This is a genomic window from Shinella sp. (assembly GCF_035998705.1).
Lineage (GTDB): Bacteria > Pseudomonadota > Alphaproteobacteria > Rhizobiales > Rhizobiaceae > Shinella.
Map to the genome: position 1 here is coordinate 164,710 of NZ_DASYHH010000008.1, position 25,183 is coordinate 189,892.

Here is a 25,183-nt window from a genome sequence, read left to right on the forward strand (position 1 = left end):
GGAAGCACGCAAAAGCGCCATTTGCAGACCGGCATGGGCTGAATGTCGATCGGTCCTACGGCTTGCGCCGCACGATGCCGAGCCGGGCGATGACTTCCGGCGGAATGGCGTAGCGGCGGATTGCGTCCTTCTGGCTGCGCAGGCCGCACATTTCCCGCTGGATGAAGAAGGCCCAGACCTTGTCGGCGGCGTCGTTCAGCAGTTCTTCGCGTTCCAGTTCGGTGCAGCCGGCGGCGAGGCGCTCGGCGAGCAGCGCCAGCGCCTTCTCGACCTTCAGCCCATGCCGGCCGAGCGCATCCGCCCGTTCCGACATCAGTTCGTATTCAAGGATATTCAGCCCCGTGTCCTTGGTGAAGGAGGGGGCGAGCGCCTGCGGCGGGCGTACCGTCATCTCTCGTCTCCGGTCATCGAAGCCAAGATGGAGCGGCCGACGCCCGTCTGCAAGGGGCTCAGGCGGCGCGGGCGCGCACCTCGTCGAAGGTCCAGTCGCGCAAAAGCTTGCCATCGCGCCAGACCGGTTGCAGCAGGTTTTCACGGCCGACCAGCTGATCGGCACGGGCGGCTTCCAGCCCGCCGACGCCCGCGACCACCGCCTGCCGGCCGGCCTTCGAGGCTTTCAGGTTCATCGTCGCCGGGCGCTTGTAGACATCGTGCCAGGCGCCGCCCGTGTCCTGCCGGGCATTGGCCTTCATGGCGAAGGAATAGGTGTCGCGGTTGACCTTCTGCAACAGCCCCGCGCCCATGCCGAAGGCGATGTTTTCCGCGGAAAAGCCGAAGGCCTCCAGGCGCCCGAGGATGAGGCCGATATCGGCGGGCGAAATGCCATCGCCCTGGATGACGCGCACGCTGTCGTCGAGCACCTTGTAGCCCTTGGAATTCAGGTGCGTGCCGAAGGCATAGGCGAGCTGGCGCACGACCTGCACCGGCGTCTCCACCGGATCGCCGCTATCGGGGCGCACGACCAGCGTGCCGCCGGCGGCCTGCACCCGCGCCTTCAGCTGCTTGCCCCAGATTTCCGAGACGGCATTGTTGATGTCGTAGCTGTCGGAGACGACGGCATAGAGGCCCTTCGCCCCGAACTTGTCGATCATGTTGCCATAGGCTTCCGCCTCATGTTCCTGGCCCCAGGAGGTCATGGTCGAGTGTTCCGAGGCCGGGATCGAGAAGCCGGCCATGTCGGCGCCGTAGTAGCGGCGGGCGAAGAGCACCGCGCTCACCGTGTCCGTGCCCATGAAGTTGACGAGATGAGCCGCGCCGCCGATGCCCGCCTGCTCGAAGCTCGTCGTGCCGCGCGCGCCAAAATCGTGCAGGCGGAAGGGGAGGACGGCGGCGGGGTCGTCGCAGGTCTTTTCGAGCAGGGGCTGAATAATCTGCTTCACCTTGCGCGAATTGGAGGCGACCGTGCTCGGATACCAGATGGCGCGCAGAAGCGAGGTCTCGATATAGGAGGTCAGCCAGTAGCAGGCCGGATCGGTGTTCACCACCTGCACGACCGGCACGCCGCGGCGCACCATGGTTCCTTCCGGCAGCGCCTCGATCAGGAGCGGCAGGAAGCCGCCGTGCTTGTTGACGATATGCGCCCAGCCCTCGCGGTTGAACGGCAGGCCGTGCGCCGTCACGATGCCTTCGGCCTCCTCGATATCCTGACGCGTGACCGGCTTCGACAGATAGTCCTTGAGGAACATCTGGAGGCCGAAGAACAGCACTTCCGGCTGCTCGGAATGGCCGCGCGCCTCGACATAGGAGGAAATCGCGCGCGTTTCCGGCGGATATTGCAGGTAGTGGCTGAACTTGTAGCTGTCGGTGTTGAGGATGGGGTTGGTGAGGTTCATCGTGGGGGTCTCCGCCGCACCCGCGGCCCGCAAGACACCGGCGGCCAACAGTGCCGGGAAGATTTACGCGAGGCGAGCATAAGGGGCAAGGCCCGTTTCGCGAGACAATTTTGGGCGATCGATGCTGCATGTGCGAAGCGTTTCGGCATGCGTTAGCAATTCGTTAACCATAAAATGTCAATTGTAATCGATAGGAAGTTGTTCGGAGTATCGGGCTCGCCCGTCCGGCACAGTTGCAGCGGTTCAGTGCTTCGCCGGGTTACCCGCCGCCACCGCAGGAATGCCCGGTTCGTCCGGGCCGAAGATCATCACCTCGCAGCGTCGCGCATGATGCGCCATCCGACGAACGATGGAACATTGGCAGGCTTTGCGATGCGGATGGCATCGGCCGAGAGAACAGGAGGCGGGCATGCTGCCACGAGTGGCACCGACGACCGGGGCACTACAGCCCTCCCTCGCCCTTCAGGCCGGCACGCCAATCGAGGCCGCCGTCAAGCCGCAGCTTTCCGCCGCCACCCTCGCCAATCTCAGGGCCGAGGTGCTGCTGCGCCTCATCGAGACCATGCTCAAGCACCTGCCGCGCACAAGCGAGCCGAGCCCGAGCCGCGACCTGCTCGAGACGCTGCTTGCCGCGCTGAAGACCTTGCCCGGCCGCGAGGGCGAAGGCGGGCGCAAACTTGCCGACCTCCTCGCAAAGCTGCCGCCGGAACTTCGCCCCAGTGTGGAAAAGCTGATCGTCACCGTGCTCTCCGCCATGCCGACGCGCAGCCTCGTCGAGGTGGTGCGCAACCCGAACGGGCCGGAAGCGCAAAAGCTCGCCATCCTGCTGACGGCAAGCCTCGATGCCGGCGATCTTCCCACCGCCGGCGCGGAACGCCAGCAGAAGCCGCTCGGCCTCACTGCCCAGCAGCTCGCCGCCGTCGGCCGCCATGGCCCGCAGCAGACCGCCCAGGCGACGCAGATCGCCGGCGATGCCCGCGTGCTCCAGGCTGTGCTGAAGCGCATCTTCGATCTCGACAGCGGCAGCAAGCCGCGGACCGCGACCACGACGCGTGCAGTGGAGACGGCGTTGGCACGCCCCGCCGCCTTCGCCGGCACGAACCGCCTGCCGGTCCAGGCGAACACGACGGCGCGGACGGAGCTGCCTGTGTCCGCCCCCATCGCCAGGGTCGTCGACCGGCCGCCGGTGGACGCAACCGAGGCGGTTGCCCGCGACAACGCAGACGTGGAAGAAACACAAAAAGCGGCACCGGCCGTGAAGCGGGAAGAGCCGCCCGCCAAGGCGCAGACCGCCAATGCCGCGGGCCAGGCGCTCGCCCGCAGCGTGCTGCAAGCCGTAGCGCGCGACCTGCCGCCGGCACTCGTGATGCAGGCCGTCGCCCATCTCGTCGAAAACCTGTCGCCGGAAGAGGCGAAGTTCCTGCAAGCGCTGCTGGAACGGCCAATCGATCCGCCGGCGGAGCAGAAGCTGACCCCCATCACCACCGAACGTCCTGAACAGGGCGCAGAACAGGCGGTCGAGACCGAAACCCTTGCCGAAGGCGGCAAGGTGCGCGCCGAGACCACACAATCGACCCCGGCGCTGCCGCGCCAGACGGCCGAGCTGGACGACGCCCTGCCGCTGCCGCAGGCGCGGGAAACCGTCCGGACCGCCGTCGCCGCCGATACGACGTCCGAGAGGCTGCTTGCAGCAACGGCCCTGTCGCGCGAGGGCGTGCCGCTCGCCTTCGTGCCCTATCTGCCGGCGGAAGAGGACCTTGAATGGTTCGAAACCCGGGATACGGAGCAGGACGAGGATCAGGCGGAGGGTGAAGGCGAAGGGGACGGCGAGGATGCGGATTCCGATGCCTCGGGTGGCGAACCGGAAGAAACCGACCCGGAAGCCGCCGACATGGTGCGCCGGCGCGAGAAGACAGCGGAGATGGTCGGCGTCATCGAGCCGGGCCTGGTCTTCTACCAGAAGCTCGGCGACTACTGGACCTGAACGAAAAAGCCCGCGGAGATCGCTCTCCGCGGGCTTCAGATTTCGAGCTAAGCGAAAGCTTACTCGGCGTTGTTGCGGTTCTTCAGAGCCGCGCCGAGGATGTCGCCGAGCGAAGCGCCGGAGTCCGACGAACCGAACTGTGCGACGGCTTCCTTCTCTTCGGCGATTTCGAGCGCCTTGATCGAAAGCTGGATCTTGCGATCCTTCTTCGAGAAGTTCAGCACGCGGGCGTCGACGGTCTGGCCGACCGAGAAACGCTCCGGACGCTGTTCGTCACGGTCACGCGACAGGTCGTTGCGACGGATGAACGAGGTGAGGTCTTCGTGGTTGACGAGACGCACTTCGATGCCGCCATCGTTGATCGCGATGACTTCAGCCGAAACGACGGCGTTCTTGCGCAGGTCGCCGGATGCTGCGGCGTCGCCGACAGCGTCCTTGCCGAGCTGCTTGATGCCGAGCGAGATGCGCTCCTTGTCGACGTCCACATCCAGAACGACAGCCTTGACGACGTCACCCTTGTTGAACTCCTCGATGACCTGCTCGCCCGGACGGTTCCAGTCGAGGTCGGAGAGGTGCACCATACCGTCCACGTCGCCGTCGAGGCCGATGAACAGGCCGAATTCGGTCTTGTTCTTGACTTCGCCTTCGACTTCCGTGCCAGCCGGGTGGCTGTGCGCGAAGGCCTGCCACGGGTTCTCGAGGGTCTGCTTGAGACCGAGCGAGATGCGGCGCTTCGTCGGGTCGACTTCGAGAACGACCACGTCGACTTCCTGGCTCGTGGACAGGATCTTGCCGGGGTGAACGTTCTTCTTCGTCCAGGACATTTCGGAGATGTGGATCAGGCCTTCGATGCCCGGCTCCAGCTCGACGAACGCACCGTAGTCGGTGATGTTCGTGACCGTACCGGAGATCTTCTTGCCGGTCGGGTACTTGGTGCCGATGCCATCCCACGGATCCGACTCGAGCTGCTTCATGCCGAGCGAGATGCGGTGGGTTTCCTGGTTGATGCGGATGATCTGAACCTTGACCTGCTGGCCGATGGACAGGATTTCCGACGGATGGTTGACGCGGCGCCAGGCCATGTCGGTGACGTGCAGCAGGCCGTCGATGCCGCCGAGGTCAACGAACGCACCGTAATCGGTGATGTTCTTGACGACGCCGTCGACAACCTGGCCTTCTTCGAGGTTCTGAACGATTTCAGAACGCTGCTCGGCGCGGCTCTCTTCGAGGACCGTACGGCGCGAAACGACGATGTTGCCGCGACGCTTGTCCATCTTGAGGATTTCGAAGGGCTGCGGGTTGTGCATGAGCGGCGTGACGTCGCGGATCGGACGGATGTCGACCTGCGAACGCGGCAGGAAGGCAACGGCGCCGTCGAGATCGACGGTGAAGCCACCCTTGACCTGGTTGAAGATGACGCCTTCGACGCGCTCGCCGGCTTCGAACTTGACTTCGAGCTTGGCCCAGCTCTCTTCGCGGCGAGCCTTTTCGCGCGACAGAACAGCTTCGCCCAGCGCGTTCTCGATGCGCTCGACATAGACTTCGACTTCGTCGCCGACCTTCAGGGAGCCGTCCTTGGACTTGGCACCGAATTCTTTCAGCGGAACGCGGCCTTCAACCTTGAGGCCGACGTCGATGATGGCGACGTCCTTCTCGATGGCTGTCACGATACCCTTGGCAACATAGCCTTCGGCGAGATCGTTGGTGGCAAAAGATTCCTGCAGCAGGGCTGCGAAATCTTCGCGCGTGGGGTTAGCTTGAGACATGAAAACTCCTGGTGTGCCACTCGGGCACGAGCGCCGGGGGTTGGTGTTGATATGAAACGAGGCTGTGTCCGCTGCCTCCTGGGCAGCAAATCCGGCGCGGGGACAGGCTTCGTTCTATTGCTTCAGAGCGGCGTCGATGATCGATTTAGCCGCCGAAAACGCCGCCTCTATACTCATTTCCGAGGTATCAAGCAAGTGCGCATCGTCGGCGGGGCGAAGCGGGCTGTCCGCGCGGCCCATGTCGCGCGCGTCACGTCGGCGGATATCGTCGAGGATCGTCTCGAAATCGGCCACGCCGCCGCCGGCGACGATCTCGTCCAGCCGTCGCGCCGCCCGAACCTCCGGCGAGGCGGTGACGTAGAGTTTCACCGCCGCATCCGGGCAGACCACCGTGCCGATATCCCGCCCATCGAGCACCGTGCCGGGCTCGCGCGTCGCAAACCCGCGCTGCGCCTCGACCAGCGCCCGGCGCACGGACGGCATCACGGCAATCTTCGACGCCGCCTCGCCGATCGCATGCGCCGACAGCACCGTACGATCGAGCCCGCCGAGATCGAGATTGCGCGCCACATCGGCCGCCACCGCCTCGTCGTCGAGCGGCAGCCCACGATCGATCAGCGCCTTCGCCGTCGCGCGATAGGTCAGGCCGGTATCGAGGTGATGAAAGCCATATTCCTGCGCAATGCGGCGCGACAGCGTACCCTTGCCGGCAGCAGCGGGACCGTCGATGGCGATCGTCTTCATAGAACACCCATGTGTCACATGCTTTTCATGAAGGGTGTTAGCGGAAGACGAGGGGCGATGCCAAGAGGCAAGGTGCATGGCGTCAATTCATTGGCCGGCATTGCCTCCTGCACCCCGTCAATCGTTCGCGTCGATCTTCGCGCCCAATCCCGCCATCAGGTCCATGAACTCCGGAAAGCTCGTCGCGATCATCGCGGCGTCGTCCACGGTCACCGGGTTTTCCGAGACGAGGCCCATGACGAGGAAGCTCATGGCGATGCGGTGGTCGAGATGGGTGGCGACGGCGGCGCCGGAGGCATTGCCGAGACCCTTGCCATCCGGACGGCCGCGCACGACGAGCGAGGCTTCGCCCTCGTCGCAATCGACGCCGTTGAGCTTGAGGCCGATCGCGACGGCGGAAAGCCGGTCGCTTTCCTTGACGCGCAGTTCTTCGAGGCCATTCATGACCGTCGTGCCTTCTGCGAAGGCGGCGGCGACGGCGAGAACCGGATATTCGTCGATCATCGACGGCGCGCGGTCTTCCGGCACCGTCACGCCCTTCAATTCAGACGAGCGCACGCGCAGGTCCGCCACGTCCTCGCCGCCGGCGAGGCGCGCGTTGAGCACGTCGATGTTGGCGCCCATTTCCTGCAAGGTGAGGATCAGGCCGGTGCGGGTGGGGTTCATCAGCACGTTGAGGATCGTCACATCCGAGCCCGGTACGAGCAGGGCCGCGACCAGCGGGAAGGCCGTCGAGGACGGGTCGCCCGGCACGTCGATGACCTGGCCGGTGAGTTTTCCTTGGCCTTCGAGCCGGATGGTGCGCACGCCGTCCGCATCCGTCTCGACGGAAAGGTTGGCGCCAAAGCCCTGCAGCATCTTTTCCGTATGGTCGCGCGTCATGATCGGCTCGATGACCGTCGTGATGCCCGGCGTGTTGAGGCCGGCGAGCAGCACGGCGGACTTCACCTGGGCGGAGGCCATCGGCACGCGGTAGGTGATCGGCGTCGGCGTCCTGGGACCGTGCAGCGTCACGGGCAGGCGGTCGCCGTCGACAGACGTCACCTGCACGCCCATTTCGCGCAACGGATTGAGCACGCGGCCCATCGGGCGCTTGGTCAGCGAGGCGTCGCCGATGAAGGTGGACGAAAAATCGTAGACGCCGACGAGGCCCATGGTCAGGCGGCAGCCGGTGCCGGCATTGCCGAAATCGAGCGGTGCTTCCGGCGCCAGCAGCGCGCCGTTGCCGAGACCGTTGATGATCCAGGTGTCACCGTCCTTGCGGATCCTGGCGCCCATCGCCTGCATCGCCTTGCCGGTATTGATGACGTCCTCGCCTTCGAGCAGGCCCGTGATGCGCGTCTCGCCGCTGGCAAGGCCGCCGAACATGAAGGAGCGGTGGGAAATCGACTTGTCGCCGGGGATGCGGACGGTCCCGGAAAGACCGGAGGACTTGCGGGCGGTTGCGGGCCGTGCATTGGCGCCGTGCGACATGGGCGTCTTCCTTATATACATCCACCGCTCCCCGGAGAGGATCGCCCGGGGAGAACGCGGGCTTGCTATCACAAACGATTTAAAGCGTCATCATCCCGCCTGAAAACATTCGTCAGGGAGGGTCGGCGGTTTTCTCCCGAAGTTTGGCTTTGACAGGCTTGCCCAAGACGACTATGGGGACCGGCTAATCATTCTACCGTTCAACGCGCCGGCAACCCGGCCCCCGCCGGAAACATACGGCACAGAGAAGGCTTCGACTGTGGCAAAAGCGGAACTCGGAACCAAACGCATCGATCCGGAAACGGGCAGGAAGTTCTACGACCTGAACCGCGATCCGATCGTCTCCCCCTACACGGGCAAGTCCTACCCATTGTCCTATTTCGAAGAAACGGCTGCTGTGGCCGTTCTCGAAAAGGCTGAGGAAGAGGATGTCAACGAAGTCGATACGGAGAACACCGAAGTCGAACTCGTCTCGCTCGAGGATGCCGACGACGAAGCAGCGGCCGGCGACGATATCCCGGATCTCGGCGACGACGACGTCGAAATCGACGGCGACGAGGACGATACCTTCCTCGAACAGGAAGAAGACGACGATGACGACATGACCGGCCTGATCGGCGTCAGCGGCGACGACGACGAAGCATAAGGTTTTGATTTTCCGGCCGGTTTCAAAAAAACCGGCCGGATCTCATTTTTCGGCTTGCCATCTCCGATCACCGGAAGTAATAAGCCGCACACCGAACGGACACACCGCTTCGGTTCCCGGAAAACCGGCCACGCCGGACCCGTTATGGGGCTATAGCTCAGCTGGGAGAGCGCTTGCATGGCATGCAAGAGGTCAGCGGTTCGATCCCGCTTAGCTCCACCAAACTTTCCAAGACGAAGACAAAACGGATGATCGTCGAACGCTACGGCTGCTCGCGTGTGCCCGGCACTTCGCGCTGATCGGCGTCCTCGAGATCGGTCTTCACCACGAAGGCGTCCGTGTGCTGGCGGGCGGCTTCGCGTACGGCGGCGAGGTTCGGCACGTCGTCGCCTTCGATTTCGCCGTCGCCCTGGTCGATTTCACGCGCGGCCTGGAACCAGTGGTCGTCGGGCTTGCCGTGCGGCTCGCCTTCCTGCTGCCAGAGTTCGTGGGCGCGCTTGCGGATTTTCTCTTCTCGGTCGTCGGTCATGGATGTGCTCCCTTCCATTTCCTGCATCAACGAAAGGCGAGAGAAGATGTTCCTGCACCCTGCCCTTCGCCCCCGCGCCATTATGTCCCCGCTTGCACAGTTCAGGAAGCGCGAATAAGCATGGGCTGTCGGGCGTCTCAGGGATTGGACGCACGCCTTGTCGGGGGACAAACATGAGCTTTACGGAAACGACGACCACCTCCTGGTTCTCCAGGCTGAAGGGTGCGCTGATCAAGATCGTGGTCGGCTTCATCCTTCTCATCGCCTGCATCTGGCTGCTGTTCTGGAACGAGGGCCGGTCGGTGAAGACCTATCGCGCGCTCGTCGAGGGGGCGGGGCTCGTCGTTTCGGTCGACAATGGCAGCGTCGATCCGGCAAACGACGGCAAGCTGGTGCATATTTCCGGGCCGGTGAAGCCGGTCGGCGTGCCGGAGGACGATGTGCTGGGCATTTCGGCGGATGGCGCGGTCGGCGTCAATCGCATCGTCGAGATGTACCAGTGGATCGAGACCTCGAAGTCGGAGACGCGCAAGCAGCTCGGCGGCAGCGAGGAGACGGTCACCACCTATTCCTACCACAAGGAATGGAAGAGCAACGAAGTCAACTCCAACAACTTCCGCCAATCCGGCCATGACAATCCGCAAAAGCCGATCGACGATGCGAGCTTCCCGGTGAAATCCGCCACGATCGGCGCCTTCAGCCTCGAGGGCCGCGCTGTCGCCCGGCTTGGCGACGAACGCCCCATACCGCTCACCGCCATCGAGACGAACCGGATGGGCGAGGCCGTGACGCTCGGCAAGCCGGTCTCGACGATTGCCGGCCAGGCCGTCTTCTCCTTCAACCCGGAGGACCCGCAGGTCGGCGACATCCGCATCCGCTTCGAGCGCTCGGACATTTCCGAAGCGAGCTTCGTCGGGGCGCAGCGCGGCGGCGGGCTGACGCCCTACAAGACGACGAACGGCCGCGACCTCTTCCTGAGCGACGCCGGCCTTCACGATGCGCCGGCCATGTTCGATGCGGCGCAGAGCGAGAACACGATCATCACCTGGCTGGTGCGTGTCGGCGGCCTCGTCGGCATCTTCGTCGGCTTCGCCTTCATCCTGTCGATCCTCGGCGTGATCGCCGACGTGGTGCCCTTCATCGGCTCCATCGTGCGCTTCGGCACGACGGCGATCGCCCTCATCTTCACCCTGCTGGTCGGCCCGGCCGTCATCGCCATCGCCTGGATCGCCTATCGCCCGCTCGTTGCCATCGCGGTTCTCGCCGCCGGCATTGCGCTTGCGGCATGCATCCTCTATCTGCGGCGTGGCAAGGCGACAGCGGCGGCGACACCGGGTTTTGGCAGAGCCTGAGACCGCGCCCATACGATAACAGCAGGGCGGGTGACGCTTGACCTATTATGCCTCGAAGATTTTCTGGCTCGCGGCCCAGCCCTTGTCGCTTGCCCTTCTGCTTGCCGTGTTCGGCCTGCTGGCGGGAGTGTTGCGCTGGAAGCGGATGCAGACGGCGGCAAACATCTTTGCTGCCCTCCTTCTCTTCGTCACACTCTTCACCTCGACCGGCGCGGTGCTGCTGCAGGTGCTGGAAGACCGCATTCCGCGGGCGGACCTGCCGGCGGGCGGGCCGGGCTGCGTCATCATGCTTGGCGGTGGCATCGAGGCGGAGGTGATCGCGGCGCGCGGCGGTTTCGAGATGAACCAGGCCGGCGACCGCTTCGTCGAGACATTGCGGTTGGCGCGGGACTTTCCCGCGTCGCGCATCCTGATTTCCGGCGGCGACGGCTCGTTCAGCGGCAGCTATGAGGGCGATGCGGCGGTGGCGACGCGCTTCTTCGAGGCTTTCGGGGTTCCAGCCGACCGGCTGATCCGCGAGACGGAATCACGAACCACCTTCGAGAATGTCGAGAACACCAAGGCGCTGCTGGCGGCAAACGGCCTCGACCGCTGCCTGCTGGTGACCTCGGCCTTCCACATGCCGCGTTCGATCGGCCTGTTCCGCAAGCTCGACATCGACGTGCTCCCCTGGCCGACGGATTTCCGCACGACGGGCCAGGCCGGCCTCGCCTTCGATTTCAGCCAGCCCTCGACGAACAGCCAGCTGATGACGACGGCACTACGGGAATGGACGGGCCTGCTTGCCTACTATCTCGCCGGCCGCACGCACGCGCTGTTCCCGCAATAGAGTATGTCTGGTTCAGACTGAACCAGACATACTCTAGTTTCCTTTGTTTTCGTTTGTCTTTTCGGGAAAACCGGTTCCCACTTTTCCCTGACAAACTCTAGCCGCTATTTTTTCGAGATCGTGTCGAACTGGGCGCCGCGCACGCGGATCGTCATGATGCAATAGTCGGAATCGTCGCGCCCGCAGCTTGCGGCATTGGCCTTCAGTTCCAGCACCATGTTGCCGTAGCGCTGCTTCAACTCGTAGCCGTAGAGATCGGCAGTGGCGGCGAGGAAATAGCCGCCCTCGGCCACCTGGATGTAGAATTCGTAGGGGCAGCCGACATTGCCGCACAGGCCGCCCGGCGTGCCGTCGCAATTGACAGCGCCGAGATTGACGATGACATCGGGAAGGCTGTCATTGTTGAAATCGATGGTCTCGGAAAAGTCCTCGCCGTAGATCGGCGTCTTGCAGCGCTTTGCGACCTCGGCCTGCGCCGTCGCGATGGCATCCGGCACGATTTCCGCCGCGCGGACCGGCAGGACGGTCGAAACGAGCGCTGCGCAGACAAGCGACAGGATTCTGATGCGGATGGCCATCTCTCAAACCTTTCCATGGCAGGCGATTCGGTCATTATGCGGACGAGCCGGCGCGCTGCCTGATTCTGCCCGGGTACACGGGCGCGCACTCTAACGCGGCAAAGCTGTCGCGAGGCTTGGCCCCTCATGGAATGGGCCTGCGATGGAAGGGGAAAAGCGTGCCGATCCTGGAACTGCTCGACTATACCGGCGTCGCGGTCTTTGCCGCCACCGGCGCGCTCTCGGCCTCGCGCAAGCAGCTCGACATCATCGGCTTCCTGTTTCTTGCGGCGGCGACCGGCATCGGCGGCGGCACGTTTCGCGACGTGATCCTCGGCGCCACGCCGGTCTTCTGCGTGGTGAACCCGACCTATCTCATCGTCTGCGTCGCGGTGGCGCTGACCGTCTTCGTGCTCGCGCATCGTATCGAGTCGCGCTACCGGCTGCTGCTGTGGCTCGATGCGATGGGGGTCTCCGCCTATTGCGTGATGGGCGCGGCCAAGGGGCTCGCCGCCACCGGCTCGCCGACCGTGGCGATCACGACAGGCGTGCTGACCGCAAGCTTCGGCGGCATCCTGCGTGATCTGCTGGCGGGCGAGCCTTCCGTGCTGCTGCGGCCCGAAATCTACATCACAGCCGCCCTTATCGGCTCGGCCGCCTTCACGGCGGCGAGCGTCGCCGGCGCGCCGCTCTGGCTCGCCTCGGCAATCGGCATCGGTGCCGCCTTCATCGTACGCGGCGGGGCCTTGCGGTTCGGCTGGTGCTTTCCGGTCTACAAGCCGCGGCCAGGGCGGCATCCGGACGATGTGATGTAAGTTCAGCCTTTGCGCGGGCGCAGGCGGATGATCACGTCAACGTGAGCGATCTCCATGCCTTCCGGCGGCTCCGGCAGATTGCCGATGGCGATATTGCTCACCGGAATGTCGAGAACGTGGTTTTCACCCTCGATGAAGAAATGGTGGTGGTCCGAGACGTTCGTGTCGAAGTAGGTCTTCGAGCTTTCGACCGCCAGGACACGGATCAGGCCTGCCTCGGTGAACTGGTGCAGCGTGTTGTAGACGGTTGCGAGCGACACCGGAACACCGGCAGCAACGGCTTCTTCGTGCAGTTCTTCCACGGTCAGGTGGCGGTCGCCCTTGGCGAACAGCAGGTCGGCGAGAGCCACGCGCTGGCGCGTCGGGCGCAGGCCGGAATGGCGCAGGCGCTCTTCGATGGGCAACTCGTGTGCATGCGTCATGGGCGACGGATCCGCTTGTCTGGCCTTGAACAACAATCTTGACGTTTCGATATAACTTTAGCGCCGCCGGGATTCAATAGGATTACGGCGGTTGAAAGGCGCGCAACAGGCGGAAAAACCGGGGCCTTTGCTTGCGGCCCGCCAATTTACGCTGGCTGTCACCGCAAGCATCATGTATGCGGACTGCTGAATTAACGTATCGCCCCGCCAGGGCGCGACGATAAAAAGGGGTAGTCCGGGGTGCTTCAATTCGCGCCCTACCTGCTCTAAATCTAAACGCAATAAGCGTCTACGCGACCGGGGATGAGACATTCGATGACGACCAGGCAATCCAGCTACAACTATGAGGAAATTCTGAGCTGCGGCCGCGGCGAGCTTTTCGGCCCCGGCAATGCCCAGCTTCCTCTGCCTCCGATGCTGATGGTCCATCGCATTACCGATATTTCCGAGACGGGCGGCGCCTTCGACAAGGGCTATATTCGCGCGGAATACGACGTGCGCCCCGACGACTGGTATTTCCCCTGCCACTTCCAGGGCAATCCGATCATGCCGGGCTGCCTCGGCCTCGACGGCATGTGGCAGCTCACCGGCTTCTTCCTCGGCTGGCTCGGCGAGCCCGGCCGCGGCATGGCGCTCTCTACCGGCGAAGTGAAGTTCAAGGGCATGATCCGCCCGACCACGAAGCTGCTGGAATACGGCATCGATTTCAAGCGCGTCATGCGCGGCCGGCTCGTGCTCGGCACGGCCGACGGCTGGCTGAAGGCCGACGGCGAGACTATCTATCAGGCATCCGACCTGCGCGTCGGCCTGTCCAAGGACAAGGAAGCCTGAGGCGGCGGCCTTACGCCGCCTTCACCACGAGACGTTCTAGATAAAGGTCAGAAACATGAGACGGGTTGTTGTCACGGGTCTGGGGATCGTATCCTCCATCGGGAACAATGCTGACGAAGTGACGGCGTCGCTACGCGATGCGCGCTCCGGCATCAGCTTTTCCCAGGATTTCGCCGACCACGGCTTCAAGTGCCAGGTCTGGGGTGCGCCGAACATCGACACGTCCGACCTCGTGGATCGTCGCGCGGCCCGCTTCCTGTCGCAGGGCGGCACGTGGAACCATGTTGCGATGAAGCAGGCGATCGCCGATTCCGGCCTGGAAGAGGCCGATTACGCCGCCAACGAGCGTGCCGGCATCATCATGGGTTCGGGCGGTCCTTCCACCCGCACGCTGATCGAGGCGGCCGAGATCACGCTGAAGAACAATTCGCCCAAGCGCATCGGCCCCTTCGCCGTTCCGAAGGCGATGTCGTCGACGGCATCCGCGACGCTCGCCACCTGGTTCAAGATCCACGGCGTCAACTACTCGATCTCGTCGGCCTGCTCGACCTCGGCGCACTGCATCGGCAATGCCGCGGAAATGATCCAGTGGGGCAAGCAGGACATCATGTTCGCCGGCGGCCACGAGGACCTCGACTGGACCATGTCGAACCTCTTCGACGCCATGGGCGCCATGTCCTCCAAGTACAACGACACGCCCGCCACCGCTTCGCGCGCCTATGACATCAGCCGCGACGGCTTCGTCATCGCCGGCGGCGCCGGCGTGCTGGTGCTGGAAGAATACGAGCGTGCCAAGGCCCGCGGCGCCAAGATCTATGCGGAAATCGTCGGCTACGGCGCGACGTCGGACGGCTACGACATGGTCGCTCCCTCGGGCGAAGGCGCAATCCGCTGCATGCGCCAGGCGCTTGCCACCGTGAAGGGCGATGTCGACTACATCAACACGCACGGCACCTCGACGCCTGTCGGCGATTCGAAGGAGATCGGCGCGATCCGCGAAGTCTTCGGCAACAAGATGCCGCCCATCCAGTCGACCAAGTCGCTCACCGGCCATTCGCTGGGGGCTGCCGGCGTGCAGGAATCGATCTACGGCCTCCTGATGATGCAGGCCGGCTTTATCGGCGAGAGCGCGCATATCACCGAGCTCGACCCGGAATTCGACGGCGTGCCGATCGTGCGCAAGCGCATCGACAATGCCAAGATCGACACCGTTCTCTCCAACTCCTTCGGCTTCGGCGGCACGAACGCCACGCTGATCTTCCAGCGCCACAACGGATGACAGGCATGACGGGGATCATGAACGGCAAGCGCGGCCTCATCATGGGGGTCGCGAACAACCATTCCATCGCGTGGGGGATCGCGCAGAAGCTTGCCGGACAAGGCGCCGAACTCGCCTTCACCTACCAGGGCGAGGCACTCGGCAAGCGCGTAAAACCGCTTGCCGCCGAACTCGGCTCGGATTTCGTCATTCCCTGCGACGTCGAGGACATCGCCTCGGTGGATTCGACGATCGCGGCGATCAAGGAAAAATGGGGCAAGCTCGATTTCGTGGTGCACGCCATCGGCTTTTCCGACAAAAGCGAGCTGAAGGGCCTTTACGCCGACACCTCGCGCGACAATTTTTCACGCACGATGGTGATTTCCTGCTTCTCCTTCACGGAAATCGCCAAGCGCGCCGCCGACCTGATGAACGACGGCGGCTCCATGCTGACGCTGACCTATGGCGGCTCGGTGCGCATCATGCCGAACTACAACGTCATGGGCGTCGCCAAGGCGGCGCTGGAAGCCTCGGTGCGTTACCTCGCCGGCGACTACGGCCCGCGCGGCATCCGCGTCAACGCGATCTCGGCAGGCCCCATCCGGACGCTGGCCGGTGCCGGCATTTCCGATGCGCGCGCCATGCTGTCCTGGCAGCAGAAGAACGCGCCGCTGCGCCGCACCGTCACGATCGAGGATGTCGGCAATTCGGCGCTCTACCTGCTCTCGGACCTGTCGAGCGGCGTCACCGGCGAAATCCACTACGTGGATGCCGGCTACAACATCACCTCCATGCCGACGCTGGAGCGTCTGGCGAAGGCCGACAGCGAATAGGATTTGCGGCGCGAAGCAAAACCTTCGCGCCGTCTTTCCCTGCGCTCAAAGCGCCATCAGAACCACGACGAGCAGGATCACCAAAGCGAGAACGCCGAGGAACAGCGTTCGCACACGGCTGTTCATTTCCGGCACCTTGGCATCCGCAGCCCGCTTCAAGAAGGCGAGCGGCACCTCGGAGGTCGGCGTATGCCCCTCCCCTTCCTTCACATCCTTGACGATGACTTCCGCCACATCTTCCGTGATCGGCGGTCTTGCAGGTCCAAAAGCCATTACGGATCTCCTGAACGGAATGATTTCGCGATGGTGGACCTCTTTCGGCGAAATGGCAATCGGCGCTATTCCAGCACGACGGGCACGAGGGAGAGGACGAGCAGCAGCGCCATCGCGCGGTTGAAGATCCTGAGGCTGCGTTCGCTGGTGATGAAGCGCGCAGCGCCCACGCCAAGAACGGTCCAGGCCACGGTGCTCGCCAGCGTCGCGCCGCCGAAGATGATCGCAAAGGCGGTGGGGACCGTGAGGTCACCGGCGCCACCCTCGCCGTAGGTAACCACGGCGCCCGCCACCATCACCCAGAGTTTTGGATTGACGAGTTGCAGCAATGCGCCCTCCACCGCGGTGAAGGGCCGCTGCCTGCCGCTCTCGGCGGCAAGGCCGGCGGGCGCGGCATTGGCGATCCGCCAGGCGAGCCGGAGAAGATAGGCGATGCCGACCCATTTCAGCACGAGATGCACCCGTGGCTCGGCGACGAGCGTGCTGCCTGCGGCCGCGACGACGAAGATGATGACGGCGACGCCGATGCCCATGCCGACCGCCACCGGAAGGGTGCGGCGAAAACCGTAATTCGCGCCGGAGGCGGTCACCATCGTGTTGTTCGGCCCCGGCGTGCCCGCCATGGCGAATGCGAAGCCGGCGGCTGCCAGAATCCAGGCCCAATCCATATCGTCCTCCTCATCGAGACGCGGACAGCCTAGCCAACCTTCCACGCAACGGGGTTGCCAAGATGCCAACGGTGGAGAAGAGTTTGGCATCTGGTGCCAAAAGCTGGCTTGAACGTTTGTGAGGATTGCAATGCAGCTCGACGACATAGACCGCCGCATCCTTCGCGAATTGCAGCAGAACGGCCGGCTGCAGAATATCGAGCTGGCAAAACGCGTCGGCCTGTCGCCCTCGCCCTGCCTGCGGCGGGTCAAACTGCTGGAGGATGCGGGCGTGATCAGCCGCTATGTGGCCGTCGTCGATCAGGCGAAGGTGGGCTTGCAGCTTTCCATGTTCGCCCGCGTGTCGCTCACCGCGCAGGATGCCGAGACGATCGACCATTTCATCGCGGCGATGAAACGGCTGCCGGAGGTGGTGGAGTGTTACATCATGCTCGGCGAGAGCGACGCGCTGTTGCGCGTCGTCGTGGCGGACCTTGCGGACTACCGCCGCTTCCAGGCGGCGAACCTCACCCGCAAGAACGGCATCCAGAACGTCAAGACGGACGTGCCGAGCGAGACGATCAAGCAGACCTTCGCGCTGCCACTGTGAGCATTTGCGTAGGAAAGGACTATCGCTTGCCCCACAGCACCTTGAAGCGGGCGTTGCGGCAGACCTCGCCGCTCTCCTTGAAGGCCTCCTTCAGCACCGGCTCGTAGGGCAGGCCGCGGTTGGCGACCATCAGCAGGCGACCGCCGATCTTGAGCGCCTTCGCCGCCGCCTGGATCATGCCCGCGCCGAGCGCGTGGTCGGCCGCATGGCCTTCATGGAAGGGCGGGTTCATGACGATGAGGTCGTAGTGGTCGCGCGGCGTCTCTGCCGTCAGGTCGAACCAGTAGTAGCGCGTCGGGATGTTCGGGCAGTTCTCCGCCATGTTCTCCTTGGCGGCTTCGAGCGCTTCGTAATGCGCTTCGAACAGATCGATGCCCTTCACCTGCGGCGCGCGGCCACCGAGCATGACGGAAAGGTAGCCCCAGCCCGCGCCGAAATCGGCGGCGTGGCCGTGGAAATCTTCCGGAATACGGGTCGCGAGCAGTTCGGAGCCGTCGTCGATGCGGTCATGCGAGAACATGCCAGGTGCTGCGGTAAAGCGGCCGACGATGCGCACCGGCTTTGCCGACAGCTTGGCGATCGCGTCCGCCGGGTCTTCCGGACGGGCGAACCAGATGGCGAGGCCGTGGTATTTCGGCATGTAGTCGCCGGTGAGGCCGAGCTGGTCCAGGCGCTTGCGCATGGACTGGATGCCGTCTTCCTTGCCGCCGGCAACGACGATGATGCCGCCCGTGTTCACGCGGCGCAGCGCCTCGGCAATACGGTTCTCGTTCTCGCCCTTGTGCTTGTTGATCAGGACGAGCGCGCCATCATAGTCCTCGCCCTCGATCACCGGCGTGACGGGCGCGCGCACGGCTTCCAGCCCGCGGTAGAGCGGGCGGAGCGGCTGGACCGCGTCGAGCGTCGCCCCGAAACCTTCCGGCGGGCGCTGGCCGGCCTCTGCGCCGAGGAACAGGTAGCGCTCGCCCTCGCCGGGCATGGCAAGCGTGCCGGAGGCGAAAGGGTGGAACAGGGTCTTGAGGGCTTCGCGGGTCATGGTAGGCTTTCGGCGGGCGGGAGAACAGATGGAGCATAGGAAAGGGGCGCGGAACGTGCCGCTCCGCGCCCCTTTCAAAGGTAGAGGACAGGCTTATTCGGCGGCTTCGCCGTCGCTCTTCTTCTCGGCGGCGACTTCCTTGCCGGTCGCCTGGTCGACGACCTTCATGGAGAGGCGAACCTTGCCGCGCTCGTCGAAGCCCATCAGCTTGACCCAGACCTTGTCGCCTTCCTTGACGACGTCGGAGGTCTTGGCAACGCGCTCGGAAGCGAGCTGTGAGATGTGCACGAGGCCGTCGCGCGGGCCGAAGAAGTTGACGAAGGCGCCGAAGTCGGCGGTCTTGACGACCGTGCCTTCGTAGATCATGCCGACTTCCGGTTCTGCAACGATCGAGTGAATCCACTTGCGGGCCGCTTCGATCTCCTTGCCGGACGAGGAGGCGATCTTGATCGTGCCGTCGTCTTCGATGTTGATCTTGGCGCCGGTCTTCTCGACGATTTCGCGGATGACCTTGCCGCCCGTGCCGATGACTTCACGGATCTTGTCGACCGGGATGTTCATGACTTCGATGCGCGGAGCAAATTCGCCGAGCTGCGAGCGGCCTTCGGTGATGGCATTGGCCATCTCGCCGAGGATGTGCTTGCGGCCGCCCTGCGCCTGGCTGAGCGCGACCTTCATGATCTCTTCGGTGATACCGGCGATCTTGATGTCCATCTGCAGCGAGGTGATGCCGTCGGCGGTGCCGGCGACCTTGAAGTCCATGTCGCCGAGGTGGTCTTCGTCACCGAGGATGTCGGAGAGAACGGCGAAACGGTCGCCTTCCAGGATCAGGCCCATGGCGATGCCGGCAACCGGCTTTGCCAGCGGAACGCCGGCGTCCATCAGGGCGAGCGAGGTGCCGCAAACCGTTGCCATCGAGGACGAGCCGTTCGACTCGGTGATCTCGGAAACGACGCGCAGCGTGTAGGGAAACTGCTCGGCGGTCGGCAGCATCGGGCGGATCGCGCGCCAGGCGAGCTTGCCGTGACCGATTTCGCGGCGGCCTGGGGAGCCCATGCGGCCCGTTTCACCGACCGAGTAGGGCGGGAAGTTGTAATGCAGCAGGAAGCGTTCCTTGTACATGCCGGTCAGGCTGTCGACATACTGCTCGTCTTCGCCGGTGCCGAGCGTGGCAACGACGATCGCCTGGGTTTCACCACGCGTGAAGAGCGCCGAGCCGTGGGTGCGCGGCAGGATACCGACTTCCGAGACGATCTTGCGAACCGTGTCGAGATCGCGACCGTCGATGCGGCTCTTGGTGTCGAGGATGTTCCAGCGAACGATCTTGGCCTGGAGGTGCTTGAACACCGCGCCGATGACTTCGGCCGTGTACTTCGGCTCAGCGCCTTCCGGGAAGAAGTGGGCCTTCACCTTGGCCTTGACGGCGTCGACGGCGGCGTAGCGGTCGGCCTTCTGGGTGATCTTGTAGGCAGCGCGCAGTTCGGTTTCGGCGAGGCCTAGCATTTCGGCTTCGAGCGCGGAATGATCTTCCGGGTTGAAGTCGCGGGGTTCCTTGGCAGCCACTTCCGCGAGCTTGATGATCGCGTCGATGACCGGCTGAAAGCCCTTGTGGCCGAACATGACGGCGCCGAGCATGACGTCTTCGTTCAGTTCCTTGGCTTCGGATTCGACCATCAGGACGGCGTCCTGCGTCCCGGCAACGACGAGGTCGAGAACGGACTCGTTCATCTCGTCGAGATGCGGGTTCAGGACATATTCGCCATTGATGTAGCCGACGCGCGCGCCGCCGACCGGGCCCATGAAGGGAACGCCGGAAATCGTGAGCGCTGCGGAAGCGGCAACCATCGACAGGACGTCCGGATCATTTTCGAGGTCATGCTGGATGACGGTGACGACGACCTGCGTGTCGTTCTTGTAGCCTTCCGGGAAGAGCGGGCGGATCGGACGGTCGATCAGGCGGGAAACCAGCGTTTCCTTTTCCGACGGACGGCCTTCGCGCTTGAAGTAGCCGCCCGGGATCTTGCCGGCGGCGTAGGTCTTTTCCTGGTAGTTGACGGTCAGCGGGAAGAAATCCTGGCCCGGCTTCGGCGCCTTGGCGGAAACGACGGTCGCGAGAACGACGGTTTCGCCGTAGGTCGCGAGAACGGCGCCGTCAGCCTGACGGGCGATCTTGCCGGTTTCCAGCTTCAGCGGGCGGCCGGCCCATTCGATTTCGACCGTATGGGTATCGAACATGTCTTGTCCTTCTTGGCGGGGCGGCGCACCGCCGCCCAGAAGGCGCAGGTGGCTCATTCCCACATTCATGACTTATCATGGGCAAGACAACGGGAGGCTTCCGGGTCGTGGCTCGCGAATTCTGCGGGCGAAGGCCTTTGAGGCCCGGCCGACGACAGGCGCGCGCCTGAAGCATCCTGCAATCCTGCCCCATGACAGGTCATCGGTTGGTTCCGCAGGACCGGCGCATCCGGCCTGCTGGAGGTTTCGTTTCGCGAGGGCGGTCGCAACCGGCACATGCGCAACGTCTTGTCGTCGTCTTTCGCAATTCCAAACGCAAACCGCAGTCCGCGCTTTTGCTGGAATTGCTCCGGCGGAATTTGCGTTCCGCAAAAGAAAGCGGCGGGCGCTCGAAAAGAACGCCCGCCGAGATTGCTTAGCGGCGAATGCCCAGAGCAGCAATGATCTTGCTGTAACGGGATTCGTCCTTCTTCTTGAGGTAGTCAAGAAGCGAGCGGCGCGTGGAAACCATGGTCAGAAGGCCACGACGGGAGTGGTTGTCCTTCTTGTGGTCCTTGAAATGGCCGGTCAAGTTGTTGATGCGCTCGGTCAGGATGGCGACCTGGACTTCCGGGGAGCCGGTGTCGCCTTCGACGGTTGCATATTCCTTGATCAGCGCAGCCTTGCGCTCAGCAGTGATCGACATCGTATGTCCTTTCATGAATGGAGAACTTAAGGACGCCAAAAGCCGGGATGCCGTCCAGCAATGGCCGTGAGTGCAAGCGAAGCCGAGGCCCGCATTGCTGGCGGTGCCTATAAACCATTCCCTTATGAAAGGGAAGACCCGTCGTTCGGCGCGCCTAACGCTGCTCGGCCGGCTGGCTCGGTCCCGCCTCGCGCGTGCCTCCCGGCTGCTTGCAGACGACATAGGCGCCGAAGATCCAGCCGAGCCGTTCGCCCTGCCGCGCGACGAAAAGCCAATGTTTCGTGCCGATCTTCATCTCGTCGACCACTTCGACCGTAGTGCCGTTCGCAAGCGTCGTCAGGATCGTGCCGTTCGGCGCCGTGCGCACGTTGAGCGGCGTGCCGGTCGGGTCGTCGACGTAACATTCGCCATAGGCGGCGAAGGCGGAAGGGATGGAGGCGGCAAGGCATGCCGAGACGGTACATACGCGCAAGAAGAACGTCATGAAACAGACCTGCTGGAGATGCGTCGGGAAAAGGCGGACTTCATCATTGTGCCGCGCCGTCCTGGTGGGCGTCCTCGTCGCGAAGCCTTGCGAGCGGGATCGTCACGCGCCATTCGATACCGTCGTCATGCACGATGAAGTCCAGCTTGGCATCGAGCGCCATGCCGAGCATGCGCTCCAGCACGACGCTGCCGAAACCCTTGCGGCTTGCGGCAATGGCCGCCTTGTCGATCGTCGCCCGGCTTTCGCGCCAGACGAGATTCAGGTCATCGCCGGACGTTACCCAACTCAGCGAGACCACGCCCGTCTCGTTGGCGAGCGCGCCGTATTTCGTGGCATTGGTGGAAAGCTCGTGCAGCGCCATGCCGAGCGTCTGGGACGCCTGCGGGTCGAGCAGCACGGCGGGGCCGGCGATGCGCACCCGCGTCGCGTCGTCCGGCGTGAAAGGTTTCAGCTGGTTCCTGGCGAGTTCGGCGAGGTTCACGCCCTGGGTCGCGTTGGCGATCATCAGGTCTGTCGAGCGGGCGAGGCCGGCGACGCGCTTGCGAAACATTTCGGCGAATTCGGAGGCATTCTCCGCGCCTGCCGCCGACTGGTTCAACATGGCCTGGATGACGGTCAGCTGGTTCTTCGAGCGGTGCGCCACCTCGCGCATCAGGAAGCGCACCTCGTTTTCCGATTTGACGCGGGCATCGGCCGCCTCGGCGAGCGCGCGCGACACGGTCTCCAGCTCGGAAATGGCATAGGGGCGCGGGGCGACCCGTTCACCGTGGCCGAGCCGGCGCGCGTCATGCGCCAAAAGCCGGACGTCGCGCGACAGTACGCGGGCGATGCCGACGGCGCTGGCCGCGGCAAGGGCCGCAAAGACCGCGCCGCCGATCGTCAGCCAGAGGAAGGAGGAAACCGCCGGCCCCTGCACATCCGAGGATTTCGCCCAGGCGATCATGCGCCAGCCGGCAAGCGACGAGAATTCCGTGACGACCTGATAATCGGTGCCGCCCTGCTGCATGGTGCTGACACCGAGGCGCAGCGACGGCACGACGCGCAGGAAGAAGGGCGTTCCCGTCTTCTGCTGGTCATCCGTCGAAACGATGACCGTGCCTTCGGAATCGAGCACGGCGGCGTTCCAGCCCGGCGAGAGAATATCCGGATTGACGGCGCGTCTCAGCGCTTCGGCATTTTTCGTCAGCGTCAGCAGCACATGCCGGCCATTGGCAAGGCGCATGGGCTGGTAGACGTTGAACACCCATTGCTGCGCGGTCCTGCCGAAGAACAGGTCGGAGACCATCCGCTCGCCGCGCGCCAGCGCCAGGCCGGCGGAGACCGGCTCCGAGGTGGCGTTCAGCGGCGTGCCGTAGGGCACGCGGGTGTTGAGCAACTGCCGCATCGTCTGGTCGATGACGAGGAAATAGATATCCGTGCCTTCGAGCGCCTTCGTCGCCTGCCCATGCAGGGCCGCGTAGTCACCCGTCTCCAGGCTGTCCGACGTCGACAGGAAATTCAGCGTCGAGAACATGCCGGAAATTTCGCGCTCGACGGCGCGGTTGACGGCGCCCGTCGAGGTGCGCAGCAGCGATTCGAAGATGCGTTCCTGCGCCTCGTTCGTGCGCTTCAACACGACGATCGAGAAGAGGAAGGCCGGAATGACGACGACGAGGATGAGGCAGACGAGGTAGAAGACGACGGGATGGTGCATGCGCCGCCGGCGGCTCCGAACAGCGCTTGCGCCCGCGTCCACATCCTCGGCGGACACCGTCCTCTCAGTCGGTGCAATCGTCAACGGCCAGCCCTTTCACCCTTCCGCCCGCGACCGGCCGAGACGGCAAAACGCCGCCCTGGCCGCCTGTAGGCGAACCTCGCCGGCCCATAAAGCCTGTAGCTTGTGGTGAAATCAAGTCGGCAGCGGTTGGTTCCGCCGACCCATTGTTAGCCGGCGAAGACGCGTTTAGGGCGGAATTCGCCGCCGCCGATCTCGCCGATCGCGACGAGTTTTCCGTGCGCCGTGGCATAGGCCTCGTCCGCCGAAACCGGCGCATCGCGGCCGCGCAGGATGATCGGATTGCCCATGCGCAGCCGGTGCGCCTGGTCGTCGTTGATGACGATCTGCGGCAGGCTCGACAGTGCCTCGCCGGTATCGATCAGGAAGGCGTCGAGTGCTGCCAGCCGTTCGGCCTCGTCCTCGATCTTTTCCAGCGCCGTCAGGTCGGCGAGCGGCACCATGTCGTCTTCGCCGAAGGGCGCGACGAAGCTGCGGCGCAGCCCGGAAATATGGCCGTAACAGCCGAGCTGGCGGCCGAAATCGCGGGCGAGCGCGCGCACATAGGTGCCCTTGCCGCATTCGACCTCGAAGTCCGCCGTGTTCTCGTCCGGGCAGCCGATCAGCGTCAGCCGGTGGATTTCCACCTCGCGCGAGGGGATTTCGACGACTTCGCCTTCACGGGCGAGATCGTAGGCGCGCTCGCCGTCGATCTTGATGGCGGAAAACTGCGGCGGAATCTGCTGGATGGTGCCGGTATATTCGCCGAGGATCGCGTTGATCTCGTCGGCGGTCGGGCGCTTGTCGGCGCTCTGCGTCACCGTGCCTTCGAGGTCGTCGGTGCTGCGTTCCTCGCCCCAGGTGACGGTGAATTCGTAGATCTTGCGGCCGTCCATGACATAGGGCACGGTCTTGGTCGCGTCGCCCAGCGCGATCGGCAGCATGCCGGAGGCGAGCGGATCGAGCGTGCCGGCATGGCCGGCCTTCTGCGCCTTGAACAGCCACTTGATCTTGGCGACGGCCTCGGTCGAGCCGAAATCGAACGGCTTGTCGAGGATCAACCAGCCGGAAATCGGCCGGCCCTTGGGCTTGCGGGGCTTGGACATCTTGTTCCTGAATTATTTGTCTTCGCCGTCGCCGGCGCCGAGATCGCGTGCGACTTCCGGCGAACGCAGGAGATCGTCGATCTTCTTGTAATTGTCGAAGCTCGTATCGTCGAGGAAGCGCACGTCGGGCATGTACTTCATCTGGCGAAGCTGGGATCCCATACGGCCGCGGATGAATTTCGCGTTGCGATTGAGCGCTTCGATGATGGTGCCGTGGTCCTTGACGCCAAGCGGCGTCACATAGGCCGTCGCGTGTTTGAGGTCCGTCGACATGCGGACTTCCGAGATGGAAATCACTGTCGCCTCGATCAGCGAATCGCGCACTTCGCCGCGCTGAAGCACCTGGGTGATCGCCGCGCGCACCTGCTCGCCCACGCGCAGCATGCGTTGCGACGGCGATGAGGATGTTGGTTTTGCCATGGTCGTCACCTTTAAAAAAATGCGAGCGCCGAAACGATCCGGCGCTCGCATGATGTCTGG

Annotated in this window: 26 protein-coding genes and 1 tRNA gene; 10 read left to right on the forward strand and 17 right to left on the reverse strand. The window is 64.1% G+C overall.

Features of this window, described 5'->3' with window-relative positions:
* Positions 1-55: 55 nt before the first annotated feature.
* Together VGN93_RS03745 and VGN93_RS03750 are read right to left on the reverse strand one after the other, a co-directional pair.
* A complete protein-coding gene (locus VGN93_RS03745; protein ID WP_327506381.1) occupies positions 56-391 on the reverse strand; it encodes a DUF6665 family protein in 336 nt (111 codons plus the stop codon).
* Between the two features lie 58 nt (positions 392-449).
* Positions 450-1,832: a nicotinate phosphoribosyltransferase gene (locus tag VGN93_RS03750; RefSeq protein ID WP_319318292.1), complete on the reverse strand. Its 1,383-nt coding sequence runs from the start codon at positions 1,830-1,832 to the stop codon at positions 450-452.
* Between the two features lie 409 nt (positions 1,833-2,241).
* Here VGN93_RS03750 and VGN93_RS03755 point away from each other — a divergent pair, with 409 nt between their 5' ends.
* Positions 2,242-3,816, forward strand: coding sequence for a hypothetical protein (locus tag VGN93_RS03755; RefSeq protein ID WP_327506382.1), 1,575 nt, complete (start codon positions 2,242-2,244; stop codon positions 3,814-3,816).
* A 59-nt stretch (positions 3,817-3,875) separates the two neighbouring features.
* Here VGN93_RS03755 and rpsA read toward each other — a convergent pair whose 3' ends face one another.
* The 3 genes from rpsA to aroA all read right to left on the reverse strand — a co-directional run bounded on the left by rpsA (position 3,876) and on the right by aroA (position 7,799).
* Positions 3,876-5,582, reverse strand: a complete 1,707-nt coding sequence (rpsA, locus tag VGN93_RS03760) for a 30S ribosomal protein S1 (protein WP_327506383.1) — start codon at positions 5,580-5,582, stop codon at positions 3,876-3,878.
* Between the two features lie 114 nt (positions 5,583-5,696).
* On the reverse strand, positions 5,697-6,326 hold the full coding sequence (gene cmk, locus VGN93_RS03765) for a (d)CMP kinase (RefSeq protein WP_319318283.1): 630 nt from the start codon (positions 6,324-6,326) through the stop codon (positions 5,697-5,699).
* Positions 6,327-6,443: 117 nt separating this feature from the next.
* A complete protein-coding gene (aroA, locus tag VGN93_RS03770) occupies positions 6,444-7,799 on the reverse strand; it encodes a 3-phosphoshikimate 1-carboxyvinyltransferase (protein ID WP_327506835.1) in 1,356 nt (451 codons plus the stop codon).
* Positions 7,800-8,058: 259 nt separating this feature from the next.
* On the opposite strand from aroA, the gene VGN93_RS03775 reads away from it, so the two are divergent.
* Positions 8,059-8,445, forward strand: a complete 387-nt coding sequence (locus tag VGN93_RS03775; protein WP_319318280.1) for a TIGR02300 family protein — start codon at positions 8,059-8,061, stop codon at positions 8,443-8,445.
* Between the two features lie 146 nt (positions 8,446-8,591).
* A tRNA-Ala gene (locus tag VGN93_RS03780) sits at positions 8,592-8,667 on the forward strand.
* Positions 8,668-8,707: 40 nt separating this feature from the next.
* On the opposite strand, the gene VGN93_RS03785 is transcribed toward VGN93_RS03780, so the two are convergent.
* Positions 8,708-8,974, reverse strand: coding sequence for a DUF2934 domain-containing protein (locus VGN93_RS03785; RefSeq protein ID WP_414714006.1), 267 nt, complete (start codon positions 8,972-8,974; stop codon positions 8,708-8,710).
* A gap of 173 nt (positions 8,975-9,147) precedes the next feature.
* On the opposite strand from VGN93_RS03785, the gene VGN93_RS03790 reads away from it, so the two are divergent.
* Together VGN93_RS03790 and VGN93_RS03795 are read left to right on the forward strand one after the other, a co-directional pair.
* Complete coding sequence (locus VGN93_RS03790; RefSeq protein ID WP_327506385.1) at positions 9,148-10,326, forward strand: TMEM43 family protein; 1,179 nt, start codon at positions 9,148-9,150, stop codon at positions 10,324-10,326.
* Positions 10,327-10,363: 37 nt separating this feature from the next.
* Positions 10,364-11,155, forward strand: a complete 792-nt coding sequence (locus VGN93_RS03795) for a YdcF family protein (protein WP_327506386.1) — start codon at positions 10,364-10,366, stop codon at positions 11,153-11,155.
* Between the two features lie 104 nt (positions 11,156-11,259).
* Here VGN93_RS03795 and VGN93_RS03800 read toward each other — a convergent pair whose 3' ends face one another.
* Positions 11,260-11,733, reverse strand: coding sequence for a hypothetical protein (locus tag VGN93_RS03800; protein WP_327506387.1), 474 nt, complete (start codon positions 11,731-11,733; stop codon positions 11,260-11,262).
* Positions 11,734-11,891: 158 nt separating this feature from the next.
* On the opposite strand from VGN93_RS03800, the gene VGN93_RS03805 reads away from it, so the two are divergent.
* On the forward strand, positions 11,892-12,527 hold the full coding sequence (locus VGN93_RS03805) for a trimeric intracellular cation channel family protein (protein ID WP_327506388.1): 636 nt from the start codon (positions 11,892-11,894) through the stop codon (positions 12,525-12,527).
* Positions 12,528-12,529: 2 nt separating this feature from the next.
* Here VGN93_RS03805 and irrA read toward each other — a convergent pair whose 3' ends face one another.
* Positions 12,530-12,949, reverse strand: a complete 420-nt coding sequence (gene irrA / locus VGN93_RS03810) for an iron response transcriptional regulator IrrA (RefSeq protein ID WP_319318263.1) — start codon at positions 12,947-12,949, stop codon at positions 12,530-12,532.
* Positions 12,950-13,264: 315 nt separating this feature from the next.
* Between irrA and fabA the strand changes: the two genes are divergently transcribed.
* Genes fabA through fabI form a run of 3 tightly spaced genes read left to right on the forward strand, consistent with a single transcriptional unit; the run spans position 13,265 to position 15,871 of the window.
* Positions 13,265-13,780, forward strand: coding sequence for a 3-hydroxyacyl-[acyl-carrier-protein] dehydratase FabA (gene fabA / locus VGN93_RS03815; RefSeq protein ID WP_256117816.1), 516 nt, complete (start codon positions 13,265-13,267; stop codon positions 13,778-13,780).
* A gap of 55 nt (positions 13,781-13,835) precedes the next feature.
* Positions 13,836-15,059, forward strand: a complete 1,224-nt coding sequence (gene fabB, locus VGN93_RS03820; protein ID WP_327506390.1) for a beta-ketoacyl-ACP synthase I — start codon at positions 13,836-13,838, stop codon at positions 15,057-15,059.
* 5 nt (positions 15,060-15,064) lie between these two features.
* On the forward strand, positions 15,065-15,871 hold the full coding sequence (fabI, locus tag VGN93_RS03825) for an enoyl-ACP reductase FabI (RefSeq protein WP_319318255.1): 807 nt from the start codon (positions 15,065-15,067) through the stop codon (positions 15,869-15,871).
* 45 nt (positions 15,872-15,916) lie between these two features.
* On the opposite strand, the gene VGN93_RS03830 is transcribed toward fabI, so the two are convergent.
* Positions 15,917-16,144, reverse strand: coding sequence for a hypothetical protein (locus VGN93_RS03830; protein ID WP_319318252.1), 228 nt, complete (start codon positions 16,142-16,144; stop codon positions 15,917-15,919).
* A 65-nt stretch (positions 16,145-16,209) separates the two neighbouring features.
* Positions 16,210-16,812 (reverse strand): LysE family translocator, encoded by a 603-nt coding sequence (locus VGN93_RS03835; RefSeq protein WP_327506391.1) that lies wholly within the window; start codon positions 16,810-16,812, stop codon positions 16,210-16,212.
* 130 nt (positions 16,813-16,942) lie between these two features.
* On the opposite strand from VGN93_RS03835, the gene VGN93_RS03840 reads away from it, so the two are divergent.
* The gene (locus tag VGN93_RS03840) at positions 16,943-17,401 is read left to right on the forward strand and encodes an Lrp/AsnC family transcriptional regulator (protein ID WP_327506392.1); all 459 of its coding nucleotides are present in this window, start codon (positions 16,943-16,945) and stop codon (positions 17,399-17,401) included.
* Between the two features lie 19 nt (positions 17,402-17,420).
* Here the strand turns inward: VGN93_RS03840 and VGN93_RS03845 are convergent, their stop codons facing one another.
* From VGN93_RS03845 to rbfA, 7 genes are all read right to left on the reverse strand, one after another.
* Positions 17,421-18,437, reverse strand: a complete 1,017-nt coding sequence (locus VGN93_RS03845) for a class I SAM-dependent methyltransferase (RefSeq protein ID WP_327506393.1) — start codon at positions 18,435-18,437, stop codon at positions 17,421-17,423.
* 93 nt (positions 18,438-18,530) lie between these two features.
* On the reverse strand, positions 18,531-20,672 hold the full coding sequence (gene pnp, locus VGN93_RS03850) for a polyribonucleotide nucleotidyltransferase (RefSeq protein ID WP_327506394.1): 2,142 nt from the start codon (positions 20,670-20,672) through the stop codon (positions 18,531-18,533).
* A 415-nt stretch (positions 20,673-21,087) separates the two neighbouring features.
* Positions 21,088-21,357 (reverse strand): 30S ribosomal protein S15, encoded by a 270-nt coding sequence (rpsO, locus tag VGN93_RS03855; RefSeq protein ID WP_319318240.1) that lies wholly within the window; start codon positions 21,355-21,357, stop codon positions 21,088-21,090.
* 154 nt (positions 21,358-21,511) lie between these two features.
* Positions 21,512-21,841, reverse strand: coding sequence for an SH3 domain-containing protein (locus VGN93_RS03860; RefSeq protein ID WP_327506395.1), 330 nt, complete (start codon positions 21,839-21,841; stop codon positions 21,512-21,514).
* A 43-nt stretch (positions 21,842-21,884) separates the two neighbouring features.
* Positions 21,885-23,537: a sensor histidine kinase gene (locus VGN93_RS03865; RefSeq protein ID WP_327506396.1), complete on the reverse strand. Its 1,653-nt coding sequence runs from the start codon at positions 23,535-23,537 to the stop codon at positions 21,885-21,887.
* 230 nt (positions 23,538-23,767) lie between these two features.
* Positions 23,768-24,703: a tRNA pseudouridine(55) synthase TruB gene (gene truB / locus VGN93_RS03870; RefSeq protein ID WP_327506397.1), complete on the reverse strand. Its 936-nt coding sequence runs from the start codon at positions 24,701-24,703 to the stop codon at positions 23,768-23,770.
* Positions 24,704-24,715: 12 nt separating this feature from the next.
* On the reverse strand, positions 24,716-25,123 hold the full coding sequence (gene rbfA, locus VGN93_RS03875) for a 30S ribosome-binding factor RbfA (RefSeq protein WP_319318231.1): 408 nt from the start codon (positions 25,121-25,123) through the stop codon (positions 24,716-24,718).
* Between the last annotated feature and the right edge of the window lie 60 nt (positions 25,124-25,183).

Bases quoted from the DNA above. Each gene is read 5' to 3' on its own strand.
- VGN93_RS03745 (WP_327506381.1), bottom strand. From the start codon at position 391: ATGACGGTACGCCCGCCGCAGGCGCTCGCCCCCTCCTTCACCAAGGAC.
- VGN93_RS03750 (WP_319318292.1), bottom strand. From the start codon at position 1,832: ATGAACCTCACCAACCCCATCCTCAACACCGACAGCTACAAGTTCAGC.
- VGN93_RS03755 (WP_327506382.1), top strand. From the start codon at position 2,242: ATGCTGCCACGAGTGGCACCGACGACCGGGGCACTACAGCCCTCCCTC.
- rpsA (WP_327506383.1), bottom strand. From the start codon at position 5,582: ATGTCTCAAGCTAACCCCACGCGCGAAGATTTCGCAGCCCTGCTGCAG.
- cmk (WP_319318283.1), bottom strand. From the start codon at position 6,326: ATGAAGACGATCGCCATCGACGGTCCCGCTGCTGCCGGCAAGGGTACG.
- aroA (WP_327506835.1), bottom strand. From the start codon at position 7,799: ATGTCGCACGGCGCCAATGCACGGCCCGCAACCGCCCGCAAGTCCTCC.
- VGN93_RS03785 (WP_414714006.1), bottom strand. From the start codon at position 8,974: ATGACCGACGACCGAGAAGAGAAAATCCGCAAGCGCGCCCACGAACTC.
- VGN93_RS03790 (WP_327506385.1), top strand. From the start codon at position 9,148: ATGAGCTTTACGGAAACGACGACCACCTCCTGGTTCTCCAGGCTGAAG.
- VGN93_RS03800 (WP_327506387.1), bottom strand. From the start codon at position 11,733: ATGGCCATCCGCATCAGAATCCTGTCGCTTGTCTGCGCAGCGCTCGTT.
- irrA (WP_319318263.1), bottom strand. From the start codon at position 12,949: ATGACGCATGCACACGAGTTGCCCATCGAAGAGCGCCTGCGCCATTCC.
- fabA (WP_256117816.1), top strand. From the start codon at position 13,265: ATGACGACCAGGCAATCCAGCTACAACTATGAGGAAATTCTGAGCTGC.
- fabB (WP_327506390.1), top strand. From the start codon at position 13,836: ATGAGACGGGTTGTTGTCACGGGTCTGGGGATCGTATCCTCCATCGGG.
- fabI (WP_319318255.1), top strand. From the start codon at position 15,065: ATGACGGGGATCATGAACGGCAAGCGCGGCCTCATCATGGGGGTCGCG.
- VGN93_RS03830 (WP_319318252.1), bottom strand. From the start codon at position 16,144: ATGGCTTTTGGACCTGCAAGACCGCCGATCACGGAAGATGTGGCGGAA.
- VGN93_RS03835 (WP_327506391.1), bottom strand. From the start codon at position 16,812: ATGGATTGGGCCTGGATTCTGGCAGCCGCCGGCTTCGCATTCGCCATG.
- VGN93_RS03840 (WP_327506392.1), top strand. From the start codon at position 16,943: ATGCAGCTCGACGACATAGACCGCCGCATCCTTCGCGAATTGCAGCAG.
- VGN93_RS03845 (WP_327506393.1), bottom strand. From the start codon at position 18,437: ATGACCCGCGAAGCCCTCAAGACCCTGTTCCACCCTTTCGCCTCCGGC.
- pnp (WP_327506394.1), bottom strand. From the start codon at position 20,672: ATGTTCGATACCCATACGGTCGAAATCGAATGGGCCGGCCGCCCGCTG.
- rpsO (WP_319318240.1), bottom strand. From the start codon at position 21,357: ATGTCGATCACTGCTGAGCGCAAGGCTGCGCTGATCAAGGAATATGCA.
- VGN93_RS03860 (WP_327506395.1), bottom strand. From the start codon at position 21,841: ATGACGTTCTTCTTGCGCGTATGTACCGTCTCGGCATGCCTTGCCGCC.
- VGN93_RS03865 (WP_327506396.1), bottom strand. From the start codon at position 23,537: ATGCACCATCCCGTCGTCTTCTACCTCGTCTGCCTCATCCTCGTCGTC.
- truB (WP_327506397.1), bottom strand. From the start codon at position 24,703: ATGTCCAAGCCCCGCAAGCCCAAGGGCCGGCCGATTTCCGGCTGGTTG.
- rbfA (WP_319318231.1), bottom strand. From the start codon at position 25,123: ATGGCAAAACCAACATCCTCATCGCCGTCGCAACGCATGCTGCGCGTG.